Annotated in this window: 11 protein-coding genes; 4 read left to right on the top strand and 7 right to left on the bottom strand. The window is 36.6% G+C overall.

What is annotated here, in order from left to right; translation table 11 throughout:
* Positions 1-12: 12 nt before the first annotated feature.
* From KIK00_RS18265 to KIK00_RS18240, 6 genes are all read right to left on the bottom strand, one after another.
* A complete protein-coding gene (locus tag KIK00_RS18265) occupies positions 13-591 on the bottom strand; it encodes a hypothetical protein (RefSeq protein ID WP_255813744.1) in 579 nt (192 codons plus the stop codon).
* Complete coding sequence (locus tag KIK00_RS18260; RefSeq protein ID WP_255813743.1) at positions 591-1286, bottom strand: hypothetical protein; 696 nt, start codon at positions 1284-1286, stop codon at positions 591-593. Before KIK00_RS18260 ends, KIK00_RS18265 begins: the two co-directional genes overlap by 1 nt.
* Before the next feature lie 15 nt (positions 1287-1301).
* A complete protein-coding gene (locus tag KIK00_RS18255) occupies positions 1302-2189 on the bottom strand; it encodes a DUF2589 domain-containing protein (protein ID WP_255813742.1) in 888 nt (295 codons plus the stop codon).
* Positions 2190-2543: 354 nt separating this feature from the next.
* On the bottom strand, positions 2544-4484 hold the full coding sequence (locus KIK00_RS18250; RefSeq protein WP_255813741.1) for a M1 family metallopeptidase: 1941 nt from the start codon (positions 4482-4484) through the stop codon (positions 2544-2546).
* Between the two features lie 82 nt (positions 4485-4566).
* Positions 4567-5448 carry an SDR family oxidoreductase gene (locus tag KIK00_RS18245; RefSeq protein WP_047373979.1) on the bottom strand — a complete coding sequence of 294 codons (882 nt, stop codon included), beginning with the start codon at positions 5446-5448 and terminating at the stop codon, positions 4567-4569.
* 176 nt (positions 5449-5624) lie between these two features.
* The gene (locus KIK00_RS18240) at positions 5625-6035 is read right to left on the bottom strand and encodes a DUF1573 domain-containing protein (protein ID WP_255813740.1); all 411 of its coding nucleotides are present in this window, start codon (positions 6033-6035) and stop codon (positions 5625-5627) included.
* Positions 6036-6193: 158 nt separating this feature from the next.
* On the opposite strand from KIK00_RS18240, the gene KIK00_RS18235 reads away from it, so the two are divergent.
* From KIK00_RS18235 to KIK00_RS18225, 3 genes are all read left to right on the top strand, one after another.
* Positions 6194-7456: a sensor histidine kinase KdpD gene (locus tag KIK00_RS18235; RefSeq protein ID WP_255813739.1), complete on the top strand. Its 1263-nt coding sequence runs from the start codon at positions 6194-6196 to the stop codon at positions 7454-7456.
* A gap of 2 nt (positions 7457-7458) precedes the next feature.
* Positions 7459-8142, top strand: a complete 684-nt coding sequence (locus KIK00_RS18230; protein WP_255813738.1) for a response regulator transcription factor — start codon at positions 7459-7461, stop codon at positions 8140-8142.
* Between the two features lie 77 nt (positions 8143-8219).
* A complete protein-coding gene (locus tag KIK00_RS18225; protein WP_255813737.1) occupies positions 8220-10517 on the top strand; it encodes a GH92 family glycosyl hydrolase in 2298 nt (765 codons plus the stop codon).
* A gap of 192 nt (positions 10518-10709) precedes the next feature.
* Here the strand turns inward: KIK00_RS18225 and KIK00_RS18220 are convergent, their stop codons facing one another.
* Positions 10710-12047, bottom strand: coding sequence for a dihydroorotase (locus tag KIK00_RS18220; RefSeq protein WP_255813736.1), 1338 nt, complete (start codon positions 12045-12047; stop codon positions 10710-10712).
* A 100-nt stretch (positions 12048-12147) separates the two neighbouring features.
* On the opposite strand from KIK00_RS18220, the gene KIK00_RS18215 reads away from it, so the two are divergent.
* A complete protein-coding gene (locus KIK00_RS18215) occupies positions 12148-13575 on the top strand; it encodes an oligosaccharide flippase family protein (RefSeq protein WP_255813735.1) in 1428 nt (475 codons plus the stop codon).
* Positions 13576-13632 lie beyond the last annotated feature (57 nt).

Genomic DNA, 13632 nt, shown 5'->3' with positions numbered 1-13632 from the left:
AATGATCTTTTTTTAAATTAATTTCAGAAATACCTTTTCCAGAATGAGAAAAATATCCTCCGGAATAATGGTTAATCTGAGCTTTTTATTAATTCCGGATATGGCTGTATTCTGCTCAACCAGAGAAGTCCAGAAACGTTCAATTTTGGGAACGGAATTCATGTCTTTCAGCTTTTCATCATCCAGAATACCATTCTGATATAATGAGACAATGATGCCTGAAATAAGTTCTTCCGCATCGTCAAGCTTTTTATTTTCCTTGGTATATATTTCCATCAGAATATCATACATACTTTCCATTCCGTTGAATGAAAATCCTCCGAGAAGTTCTCGTCTTCCAGTCGTTATTTTCTCCATTTTAATAGGATTAAAACCTCTTTTAACGGTGGAAATCATATTCATAATCTTTAAAACTTCAGATTCGTGGCTGGTGTTACCTTTGGTACGGAAATATTCCAGAACTTCGTTGAGAAATACATCAAACCGGGCATCAAAGTCAAATGATTTTGACAGGTATAGAGCCTGGACTTCATTGAAATGCTCCAAAAGCTCCTTAATTTTCTGTACCGTAAAGTGAATAAGTTCCTGCATTACTCAAAAGTTATCTGTTCTATTTCATTACCGTCTTTATCTTTGTAAGACACAATCCTGATTCCTTCCTCCTCCATTTCCACATGAAGGTTGATGAATAGTTTATCTTTATCTTCCGCTGCACTGGTATTGGGATCTATGTAAATGTTGTTCAGCTTTGCATTGACCAACGTATATTTATTCAGCAGAACCTTTGAAAAAATTTCTTTCAGCTCATCAGTTTCTTCATCTGTTCCTTCCTGGGGTCTGAAGATTCCTGAGTTGAGAAGCTGTACTTTATTTCTGAGATCCAGCTTAAGGACTTCATTGGCAGGAAGCTTACCGAATTTCTGATCATTTTTTTCCAGTTTACTAAAGAGCGTTTTGAACTCTTCGGTCTGGAGTTGTCTTTTACTGATTTCAGGAATATTCAGTCTTTTCTCTTTATTCACCAGACGGATTCTTTCATTTATTTCAGTAACAAACTGATCCTGATTCAGTTTAAAATTATATTTGGAGTCTGAGTCTATATCTGTAATCTTGATCGGAATATCCATCTTTACACTGGGCAGCGCATATCTTGGAACCTTAAAATATTTAAGGTATTCATGACGGGCATATTCTTTTGCAATAAGAACTGCGTTTTCGTCTGCTTTTTTACGAGCCTGAATTATCTCATTGTTGAGATAATCCAGGTAATCTGATAGTTTTATCATCTTTCGTAAAATCTATTATTGTGAAAGAAGTCCAAGCACTTTTTCAAGTCCGGCAGGCATTTCGTCATTGGTTGCACGTACTTTTACACCAAGAGAATATTCTTTTTCCACTTTGATTCCTGTACTGGAAGTTCTTTTATAAGATACATCCACTTTGAACTTTACAGGTCCCCATCCTCCGGACACTCCTGCATTAATACCGAACTCATCACTTACGTCTTTCGTATAAGTAGAATTAAGTTTAACATTAAAGTCAACTTCACAGGTTTCAATTCTGAAGCTTGGAACATTCAGCAGCGCAATAAAAGGCACTGAAATTTCTACATCATTCGGAATCGTTTTAGGGTTGGTAGCACTTACTGGCTCATCTTCTTTAAAATCCGGATTCGGGATATTTTTTTTGTATTTGAATTCTGCCATTCTCAGTTTTTTAGGACTGGCAGCATTGGCAGGATCTGTAAGTTCAAAACCAACTTCATTGATGAAATTAACGGTTGCAATAGAGGCATTAGACTGTGCTTTTACACAAGCGTCCAAAGGCCCGCCAATGATAGTCGCAAAGTCGATACTTCCCAATTCTGCTGCAAAATCTGCACTGGCAGCGTCTGAAGTTCTGAAAATCTCTTCATCGGCAGTCATTTTACCAGCAATAAGCTTCATGATCTCTGAAGAAACTCCGGAAAAGGATTTTTCCCACTTTGCATCATAATTCTTTTTGAAATCTTCTACAATGTTTAGAAGTTCTTTATTGGTCAATGTACTTAATTCTGAAATCTCGATTCCTGATACCTTTTCATAGACTGCAGGAGTAAGCACTTTTTCTACTCCCGATAAAAGATCAATTAACTCATTTTTTGTTTTTTTGGCGTGGCTTGCTTCAAGCACTGATTTTAATGTTTCCATGTTTTTTGTTTTTGATTAAAATTGTAGGACAAAATTATATCACTGACCACCAAAACATTGCAGGAGAATACCTTCACTTGCCCCGGAAAAACACCCTAAAAAATAAAAGCCTGAACTTACGACTGTAAGCTCAGGCTTTTGTAATGTATAATGCGGATATTTAATTTTATAAAACGCAAAGGTTATATGAATTCTTCTTATCCTAAAGTAAGCTAAGAAAGCAACAAGTTGCTGATGAAGCTGTATAATTAGCGTTCGCATAGAAAGAATCAACTTCACTGATTCTTTATTTACCCCTTAAAAATTCAACATCAGATACTTAATCTTTGTGTTAAATTTAACTGATCTACATTTCTATGCCGGCTTTTTGCTGTTGTTTTCCAGATTGACATCAGGGACAACAGAATTCGGATCCAGCTTCACCTCATCTATTTCCTTGTTAGAATCCACCTTGAATGTCCATTCTGTATTTCTTTTCCAAACTTCCACAGGGATTTTCACCGTTTGTGCCGTTCCATCTTTGAATTTCAACTGTACTGTTGTAGGCATTGGCAGCTGGCCAATATTTTCAACAGTGATCTGAGCTCCGTTTTTAAAGTCTCCGTTGATGTATTTTACATTTTTAACGGCCTGATCAATTTTCCATTTATTAAAGAACCATCCTCTCCAGAACCAGTTCAGTTCTTCTCCGGAAACGTTTTCCATGGTATGGAAGAAATCCCACGGTGTCGGATGTTTAAAAGCCCAGCGATCTATATACGTTCTGAATGCTTTGTCAAATTTTTCAGGTCCGAGAATGGTTTCTCTTAAAACATCCAATCCTGTTCCCGGTTTATAGTAAGCCAAGGCCCCGATACTTCTTTCTTTCATATTATCTGGTCCTACCATTACGGGTTCCAGACTATCCGTTAACAGATAAACTCCTGATCTTGCCAAATTCGGTTTACGATAATATTCACCTTTATTAAAAGCTTCAGTTGAAAGTCCGTTAATGAATGTATTAAATCCTTCATCCATCCAGGCAAATAATCTCTCATTAGATCCCACGATCATAGGAAACCAATTATGCCCAAACTCGTGATCTGTAACACCCCAAAGATCTCCTCCCTTAGAATCCATATGACAAAATACAATTCCCGGGTATTCCATACCGCCTTCATTTCCTGCTACATTGGTGGCAGCCGGATAGGTATACTCATACCATTTCTTTGAATAATGTTCTATGGCAGCTTTGGTATATTCTGTAGATCTTCCCCATGCTTTCTCCCCGGCACTTTCTGCTGGATAAGCCGAAATAGCCAAGGATTTTTTTCCGCTAGGCAGGTTAATTTTTGCTGCATCTAAAATAAATCCGGCAGAAGACGCCCAAGCAAAATCTCTGGACTGTGTAATTTTGAATTTCCAGGTTTTTGTACCGGATGCTTTATTTTTACTGATTTCAGACTCAGGACGGATCATTACCGTTTTATCACTGTTTCTTGCCTCATTCCATCTGTTGATTTCTTCTTTACTATACACTTCTTTCTCATTCAGAAGCTCTCCGGATGCTACTACATAATGATTGGCAGGAACCGTAATATTAGCGGTAATATTCCCATATTCTAAATAAAATTCCGAAGCTCCAAGGTATGGAAGAGTATTCCATCCCAAAACATCATCATACACACACATTCTTGGGTACCATTGTGCCATGGTAAATATCTTACCGTTTTTGGTGTCTTGTATTCCCATTCTGTCTGAACCATAATCCGGAGAGACAAAAGAATATTCAATTTCTATTTTGACAACCCCTCCATTGGCTTTAAGTTCCTTTGGAAGATCAATCTGCATTCTTGTATCAGTAATGGTATATTTTACCTCTCTTTTTCCGTCAAGCTTTACTGATTTAATTTTATATCCGCCATTAAATTCTTCGCCATGAGCTCCATTTCTGCTTCCCGAAAGCGGAACTACACCGTTTCCTCTGGAATCTTTTGCAAAAAGATTCTGATCCAGCTGCAGCCAAAGAAAACCTAATTTATCCGGGCTGTTATTGGTATAAGTAATTTCTGCTGTACCTGTAATCTCTTTTTTATCTTCATTCAGGCTTACATTCAAATGATAATCTGCTGAATTCTGCCAATAAGCATGTCCCGGCTGTCCGCTTGCAGAACGGGTTGCTGTACCTGTCTGCGGATAGAAAAACGGCTTAAAGGCTTCTACATAATCATATTTTGGGGCTTCCTGTGCGTGTAAAGGTCCTGAAAACAGCAGTACTGCAACGGTGGAAATAAGGGTTGGAAGTTTAAAATTCATTTGAAAAATATTATTTACTGTATAGGTAAAAAAAACTCCCGGATTTGTTACACATCCGGGAGTTTTTTTAATATAAGTTTAATTAATTTGATTTTTTTGCTTTAATCATCGCTTCTAAAGCATCCCACATTTCCTGAGGAATTGCTTCAAGCATATTAAATTCTCCTGCTCCCTGAAGCCATTCTCCACCATCAATCGTTACCACTTCCCCATTCATATACGCTGAATAATCGGAAACCAGATAAGCTGCAAGGTTCGCAAGCTCCTGATGTTCTCCTACTCTTCTCAACGGAACTTTTTTCTTCATATCAAATTTCTCCTGAAGGTCTCCAGGAAGAAGTCTGTCCCAAGCTCCTTTTGTAGGGAAAGGTCCCGGCGCAATGGCATTGAAACGGATTCCGTATTTTGCCCATTCCACAGCCAATGATCTGGTCATCGCCAAAACTCCCGCTTTTGCACAGGCTGATGGTACTACATAGGCAGAGCCTGTCCATGCATATGTTGTTACAATATTCAGTACAGTTCCCGGGGTTTTGGAATCTATCCAGTGTTTTCCTATAGAAAGGGTACAGTTTTTTGTTCCTTTTAAGACAATATCAAGGATAGAGTCAAAAGCAGAATGAGTCAGTTTTTCCGTTGGAGAGATAAAGTTTCCTGCAGCATTATTTAATAAGATATCAATCTTGCCGAATTCTTTTAAGGTAGCTTCTTTCATAGCCTCTACTTCATCCCAATTTCTTACATCGCAAGCCACACAAAGAACTTTACCGCCTGTTTCATCTTCCAGTTCCTTAGCTGTTGTCTGTAGCTTCTCCAGATTTCTGGAAGTAATCACTACTTTGGCGCCCAGTTCAAGAAAGTATTTGGTCATCGCTTTTCCAAGACCGCTTCCGCCTCCTGTTACAATTGCTACTTTATCTTTTAGTGCACCTTCGCGCAGCATAGGTTGGGTATATAGACTCATAAAATATTTTTTCTTAAAAATACTAAATATTGAAATGCAATCCTTTAAAATAGGTTGATAAATAATGCTACAAATAATTATTCTCTACCTTTTTTTAAACTGGTAAAATATTTTTTTAAATAAAATAGCCTGATAATTACTTACCAGGCTACTTTTATCTTTTAAAAAACAATGTATTAAGCTGTAACCACTCCTTTGAATGAAAGTGTTTTAGGAGTTTTACTGTCACTTGTTGTAACGTTCACAGTCTTCATAAACGGACCTGCTGCCGCTGCGTTGTAGCTAGCTTCTACAAATCCTTTTTTTCCTGGCTGGATAGGAGTTTTTGTGTAATCTGCTGTAGTACATCCGCAAGAAGGAGCTACATTTTGTATAATAATTGGTTTTGAGCTTGTATTGGTAAATTCAAATCTGATCAATTTGGGTTTTCCCTGAGGAATGTTTCCTACATCTATAGATTCTGATTTCCACTTAATAGCATCAGCTACCATTTTTACAATGGATGGAGCATCTGCAGTAATTACATTAGCATAAAAAGGAGAGAATGCCAAAACGGCTAAAAGAGCTGTGATTTTTAATTTTTTCATGAGTATAAATTTTAATAGTTAGAAACTAATTATTTTTTCGATATAACAAATGTAAAGCAGACTGTGATTACAACTTGTTAACCACTGTCAAACATTTGTTAACGAGTTGTTAATAATAAAAGATAAATAGATATTTTTGGATAATATTGTTTCAGGAAATGAAAATAAAAAAACTCAATATTATAATAACGCTGGGATTTGTAGCTATTATCGGAATTTTAATAGCTCAGCTGATGTGGACCCGCCAGGCATATAATCTTGAAGATAAAAAGTTCAATCAAAAAGTAAATATTGCCTTAATGGAGGTTGCGGAGAAATTGTCCGGAGGTAAAACTTCCTACACTGAAAACCCTGTACAGAATATTGCCAATGACTATTATGTAGTTAATATTAATAATGAGTTTCATCCCGTAGTTCTGGAATATTATCTGAAGACAGAATTTACCCGTTTTCAAATCAACACAGATTATGTATATGCGTTATACAACTGTCACAGTGATAAAATGGTGTACGGAAAGTATATGACTTCACACCAGGAAAGCCCCAGTAATAAGGTGATCAATTTTCCAAAGCACAAAAATCTGATCTATTACTTTTCTATACGTTTTCCTGATAAAACAACTTATCTTATCAGCTCATTAAGATTCTGGTATCTTCTTACATTTGCCCTTATCATCATTCTTCTGGTGTATGTATATTCTATTTATACCATTATTCAGCAGAAGAAGTTTTCGGAACTGCAGCGTGATTTTATCAACAATATGACTCACGAGTTTAAGACTCCTCTATCTTCGATACTTTTAGCTTCGGAAGCGCTCAATAAGCAGGAAATGGTGATGGGAAACTCCAAACTGCAGACCTATACCTCCATTATCATCAACCAAAGTCACAAGCTCAACAATCATATTGAGAAAATATTGAATATTGCCAAGAACGATGCGGCAGGGCTTTCATTAAAACCTCAAAAAATACTACTCCTCCCCTTTATTCAGGAGATTGCAGACAGTATACAGCACAAAAATAAAGACCTCAACATCGAAATTGACATTGGAAACAGTACTTCAGTAATAGCTGATGAATTTCACTTTACCAACATCATTTATAATCTTTTGGATAATTCCATCAAGTATTGTGAAACAAAACCTGTGATTAAAATTTCAGCCTATAAAGATTCAAAAGGCTTATATTTAAAGTTCAAAGACAACGGTATGGGTATTCCTGCTAAAAATATTCCTCATATTTTTGAAAAATTTTACCGGGTACAAACCAAAAGAAGTGAAGAAGTGAATGGTTTTGGATTAGGATTATTTTATGTAAAAAAAGTAGTCCAGCAGCATCACTGGAAAATTTCTGTGGAAAATAATGAAGATAAAGGAATTACTACTACCCTATTTTTTCCGTTTTCAAATAATTATGTGTAAGTATGGAGAAATCTAAAATTTTATATGCCGAAGATGACAAAACAATAGCTTTTCTGGTGGAAGACAGTCTGGAAAGTTATTATGATATCAGCTGTTATTCGGATGGTGAATCTGCATTGGAAGCATTTAACAGTCAAAATTTTGATATTTGCCTGCTCGATATTATGATGCCCGGCATGAACGGATTTGAGGTAGCCCAGCAGATCCGTAATAAAAATTCTGAAATTCCAATTATTTTCATTTCTGCAAAAGCTCTGAAAGAAGACAGAATCAAAGGGCTCAAAATAGGCGCTGATGATTATCTGGTAAAACCATTCAGTATTGAGGAACTGATGCTGAAAATTGAAGTCTTCCTGAAACGCACCAAGAAAACAGATACTTCTCCTCTAAAATACAAAGTCGGGAAGTATGATTTTGATCCCAAAAACTATACGCTGCAAGGCATAGAAAACAGCATTACTCTTACCCAAAGAGAATCTGACCTGCTTTTGTATTTTATCTGTCACAAGAATCTGGTTGTTAAAAGACAGGACATTCTGAAGGCAATCTGGGGTGATGATGATTATTTTATGGGACGAAGCCTCGATGTATTTATTTCCCGATTGCGAAAGGTACTTGCCGAAGAGCGGAATGTTTTAATAGAAAACCTTCACGGAATAGGTTTTCGTTTTTCTGAAAAAGAATAAATAGTATTCAAACTTATCTAAAACACAACAGCAAATGATGATTTTAATTAATTTTAACCTTTGAAAAATTGTCATTAATGAAAAATCACAGACCCATTGTTTTTCTTTTTCTATTATTTTTAAGTGCAAACCTTAATGCTCAAAAATTTGAAAAATTAATACAATATGTCAATCCGCTGATCGGCACTGAAAAGATGGGCCATACTTATCCCGGAGCTACAGTTCCCTTTGGTGCAGTACAGCTAAGTCCTGAGACAGATACCATTTCTTATGAGCTTAACGGAAAATACAATGGAGAGGTTTATAAATACTGCGCCGGTTACCGCTATGAAGATAAAACCATTGTAGGGTTCAGTTCTACCCACTTCAGTGGAACGGGACATTCCGATCTCGGAGATTTTCTGATCATGCCTACTGTTGGGAAACTTCAACTGAATCCCGGAACAGCATCCAATCCTGAAAATGGGTACAGAAGCAGCTTTTCTCATCAAAATGAAACTGCAGAAGCCGGATATTATAAAGTAAAACTGGATGACCATAATATTCTGGCAGAGCTGACAGCAACACCAAGAGTGGGAGTTCACCGCTATACTTTCCCGAAGTCTGACCAGGCTCATATTATTCTTGATCTGATGGCCGGTATTTATAATTATGACGGAAAAAATGTCTGGACATACATTCGTGTAGAAAACGGAAATACCATCACCGGATATCGCCAGACGAATGGCTGGGCAAGAACCAGAACTGTTTATTTTGCAGTGAAGTTTTCAAAACCATTTAAATCCTATGGCCAGAAAAATTATGATGAAAAGCAAGTCTATAAAGGATTTTGGAGAAAATTTGACCAAAATCAGAATTTCCCTGAGATTGCAGGAAAGAATATGAAAATGTTTTTTGATTTTGACACCAATGAAAACGAAGCGATTGAAGTAAAACTTGCCATTTCTCCTGTAAGCCAGACCAACGCTTTGGAAAACCTTGAAAAGGAGGCCGGAAATATCACTTTTGATCAGGCTAAAATTCAAGCCCAGAACAGCTGGAATAAGGAATTAAATAAAATAATCATCAAAGGTTTCGATACCGAAAAGACAAATTTTTATACAGCAATGTACCATACTTTTATCAATCCTACCACTTATATGGATGTCAATGGAGAATATAAAGGGCTGGATCAAAATGTTCATAAAGCAGAAGGTTTTACCAATTATACTACATTCTCTCTATGGGATACTTACCGTACTCTTCACCCATTTTTTAATATCATCCAGCCTAAACGGAATGGTGACATGGTAAAATCTATGATGGCCCATTATAATCAGTTTTCGATGAAAATGCTCCCTATCTGGTCACATTATGCCAATGACAATTGGTGTATGAGTGGTTATCACAGCGTAAGTGTAGTAGCCGATGCTATTATTAAAGGAAATTATGAAGGTGATCCCGAAGAAGCATTAAAAGCATGTATAGAAACGGCTAACAAAAGAAATTACGAAGGCATCGGACAGTATATTGATCTTGGCTACATTCCGGCTGAGAAAAGCGGAACCTCAGTTTCCAATACCCTGGAATATGCCTATGATGATTGGGCTATTGCTCAGCTGGCAAAACATTTGAATAAAACAGAAATCTACAATCAGTTTATCAAGAGGTCTGAAAACTGGAAAAATAATTTTGATCCTACCATTGGTTTTATGCGCCCGCGTATGGCAGATGGAAGTTTTAAGAAAGATTTCGATGTATTAAGTACTCATGGGCAAGGCTTTATTGAAGGAAATTCACGGAACTACAGTTTCTTTGTTCCACAAAATCCGGATGAACTGATCAGCCTAATGGGTGGAAAGAAAAAATTTGCGACAAAACTTGACGAATTGTTCACCATGCATTTACCTGATGAATTCTTTGCAGACACTGAAGATATTACACGTGAAGGAATTATTGGTGGATATGTTCACGGAAATGAACCAGCCCACCACGTTGCTTATTTTTATAACTGGGCAGGACAGCCATGGAAAGCACAGGCACAGATCCGCCGTATTTTGGAAATGCAGTATAAAGCAACACCGGACGGATTGGGAGGAAATGATGATGCGGGGCAAATGAGTGCATGGTATATTTTAAGTTCATTAGGTTTTTATCCCGTAGCTCCCGGTTCAGAAGATTATTCTATCGGAAGCCCGGCTATTGATCATGCTGTACTGAATCTGGAAAATGGAAAAACTTTTGAAATTGAAGCCAGCAACCAAAGTCCGAAAAATGTATATGTTCAGAAAGTTCTTTTGAATGGAAAGGAAATCAGGAATTTCACATTGAAACATTCTGAGATTATGAATGGAGGGAAACTCACATTTTATATGGGAAGTAAACCGAAGAAATAAAAAGATGAAGTAAAAGATAAGCCCTATTGAAATAAAATATTCTCGCGGATTGAGCAGATGATTGGGGTTTAAAATCTGCGTGATCCGCGAAAAGTAAAATAAGTTTTGGCTAAAGCCTATGGAAGATCAAAAAATAAAAGAGCGGGCTAAAACCCGCTCCTATTAAATTTATAATTTTTAAATATTTTCCTATTAATCTCTAGGCTCAAAAAGCAATCTCTCTCCAAATTTCTCCTCAGCAATTTTACCATTATCATACACCAGATGCCCATTGACAAATGTATGGGTAACTTTGGAATGGAAATTCATTCCTTCTAAGGGACTCCAGCCGCATTTGTACAGTAAATTATCTTTGGAAACCGTCCAGTTTTCATTTAAATCAACTAAAACCAAATCTGCTTTATATCCTTCTCTCACAAAACCTCTTTTTTCAACTTTGAAAAGGATGGCAGGATTGTGAGACATCTTTTCAACGATTTTCTCAAGAGAGATTTTACCGTTTTTATAGTTTTCAAGCATCACAACTAATGAATGTTGTACCAAAGGTGCCCCTGAAGGACATTTTGTATACACATTATTTTTTTCTTCTGCAGTATGTGGAGCATGGTCTGTAGCAATAACATCAATTCTGTCATCTAACAACGCTTCCCAAAGGGCATCCTTATCTTTTTGAGTTTTTACAGCCGGATTCCATTTTATGAGTCCGCCTTTTGTTTCATAATCCTCATTGGTAAAAGTCAGGTGGTGCACACACACCTCAGCAGTGATCTTTTTATCTTTTAAAGGAATATCATTTCTGAAAAGTTCCATTTCCTTTGCAGTCGAGAGGTGGAAAACGTGAAGTCTGGCTCCTGTTTTTTTCGCAAGCTCAATAGCTTTAGATGAAGATTTATAACACGCTTCTTCGCTTCTAATCAAGTGATGGAACTTTACAGGAATATCATCCCCATATTCATCCATGTATTTTTGAGTATTGGCTCTGATCGTAGCTTCATCTTCACAGTGAACCGCAATCAGCATTTTGGTATTGCTGAAAATATTTTCCAGTGTTTCCGGATTATCCACCAGCATATTTCCTGTGGATGAACCTAAGAATAATTTGATCCCGGGAACATTTCTAGGATTTGTTTTCAAAACCTCCTCCAGATTATCATTCGTTCCTCCCATCATAAAACCATAGTTGGCATAAGCTTTTTGGGAAGCAAGCTCATATTTATCTGCTAACAGCTCCTGGGTAACAGCATTCGGGACTGTATTGGGCTGATCAATAAAGCTGGTTACTCCACCTGCAATAGCAGCCCTTGATTCACTTTCGATATCTCCTTTATGGGTAAGTCCCGGATCACGAAAATGCACCTGATCGTCAATCACTCCCGGAAGAAGATACTTTCCTGAACCGTCAATGATCTGATCTGCATCTTCAGAAATACCCGCAGCTATAATGGAGATTAAGTCATTTTCTATTAGGATATCGCTTTCAAAGACTTTTCCTTCGTTGACGATATTTACATTTTTTATAAGAACTTTCATTTCAATTTATTTCCCCGTAAAATTAAGATTTTATGTTTTAATTCACCTCAAAATCACCAAACGAATGCTTAAAGTTTTACATTTGTAAAAAATTTCGACTTTGTATAAGAAACTATTAGGGCAGACAATCATCTATGGAGCGGGGGCTATAGCACCCAGAATTATTTTATTCATCCTGAATCCACTTTTGATCTATAAAATTCCCAATGAAGGTTTTGCGATTTTCACCCAGCTTTACGCATGGATTTCGTTTGTTAATATTATACTTTCTTTCGGTTTTGAAACGGCGTATTTCCGGTTTTCTGCTGAAGAGGATAATGAGAAAAAGACCTTCAATACTTCGTTCTGGTTTTTATTTTCAACCTCAACTATTTTCCTTGCATTCTGTTATTTATTCAATCAGCCTATTGCAGATTATTTAGGCTATCATGATAACCCGGAATATATCAGATGGTTTGCTTTAATTGGTTTTTTTGACAATTTATTAGTGATCCCATTTGCTTGGCTTCGTTTTCATAATAAGCCCATCAAATATTCTGCAGTAAGAGTTGTTCAGGCTATATTTCAGGCCGTTTTTACAGCGGCATTATTCTTCTGGATTCCGGAAAGTATATCCAAAAGTTTTGGATTGGACCAAAATGTAGACTATCCGTTCTTCAGTAATTTGGCGGGAAGTGCTCTAGGGGTTTTATTACTGCTTCCTATTATATTAAAAGTAAGATTTCAGTTTGTGACCTCTTTGTTCGGGCGTATGATTAAGTATTCCTTTCCGCTCATGCTGGCAGGTCTAGCTTTTATGGTCAATGAAAACTTTGATAAATCTATCCAGAGAAATCATATTTCAGACGAAGAAGCTGGTGCGTATGGTGGCTGCTATAAACTTGCTGTACTAATGACCTTATTTGTTACTGCATACCGAATGGGTATTGAGCCTTTCTTTTTTAAACAAATGGATAAAGGTGATGCTAAAAAGACTTATGCCAAAGTAGCAGAATACTTTTCCTTTTTTGCCTGTGCCGTAGCTTTAGGAATCATCGCCAATATATCCTGGCTGAAAGAAGTTTTCATTCCCAACAAATCTTATTGGATCGCCATAGATATCATTCCGATTATTGTTATTGCCAATCTATGCTTCGGAATATATTATAACTTTTCCACCTGGTATAAAGTAACGGACAGAACCAGTGTGGGAACTGTTATTTCATGGCTTGGAGCAGGAATAAACATTTCCCTCAACCTTTTAGCCTTAAACTATTATCACAGCATGATCGGTTCTGCATGGGCTACATTCGGCGCCTATGTTATTATGATGATTGTATCTTATCTTCTCGGCCAGAAATATTATCCTATTCCTTACAGAATGAAGAAAATGTCCTTCTTCCTTATATTACTTGGAATCTTTAGTTTCATTATTGTAAAATATCTCAACTATAATATTTTAACAAGTAATGTACTATTTTTAATCTTCACCGGAATTTTGATTTATTCCGAAAAAGACTTGATTTTATCAAGAATCAGAAAGAATTAAACTTTGGTCTTTATTTTGATAGTAAACAAACCTATTCAAATATTAAAAAGATATAAA

The sequence above is a fragment of the Chryseobacterium sp. MA9 genome (genome assembly GCF_024399315.1).
Lineage (GTDB): Bacteria > Bacteroidota > Bacteroidia > Flavobacteriales > Weeksellaceae > Chryseobacterium.
Note: the sequence above shows the minus strand (reverse complement) of the source record. Positions and strands in the feature narration are given on the sequence as shown.

Coding starts and splice junctions, on each gene's coding strand:
- KIK00_RS18265 (WP_255813744.1), bottom strand. CDS start 591: ATGCAGGAACTTATTCACTTTACGGTACAGAAAATTAAGGAGCTTTTG.
- KIK00_RS18260 (WP_255813743.1), bottom strand. CDS start 1,286: ATGATAAAACTATCAGATTACCTGGATTATCTCAACAATGAGATAATT.
- KIK00_RS18255 (WP_255813742.1), bottom strand. CDS start 2,189: ATGGAAACATTAAAATCAGTGCTTGAAGCAAGCCACGCCAAAAAAACA.
- KIK00_RS18250 (WP_255813741.1), bottom strand. CDS start 4,484: ATGAATTTTAAACTTCCAACCCTTATTTCCACCGTTGCAGTACTGCTG.
- KIK00_RS18245 (WP_047373979.1), bottom strand. CDS start 5,448: ATGAGTCTATATACCCAACCTATGCTGCGCGAAGGTGCACTAAAAGAT.
- KIK00_RS18240 (WP_255813740.1), bottom strand. CDS start 6,035: ATGAAAAAATTAAAAATCACAGCTCTTTTAGCCGTTTTGGCATTCTCT.
- KIK00_RS18235 (WP_255813739.1), top strand. CDS start 6,194: ATGAAAATAAAAAAACTCAATATTATAATAACGCTGGGATTTGTAGCT.
- KIK00_RS18230 (WP_255813738.1), top strand. CDS start 7,459: ATGGAGAAATCTAAAATTTTATATGCCGAAGATGACAAAACAATAGCT.
- KIK00_RS18225 (WP_255813737.1), top strand. CDS start 8,220: ATGAAAAATCACAGACCCATTGTTTTTCTTTTTCTATTATTTTTAAGT.
- KIK00_RS18220 (WP_255813736.1), bottom strand. CDS start 12,047: ATGAAAGTTCTTATAAAAAATGTAAATATCGTCAACGAAGGAAAAGTC.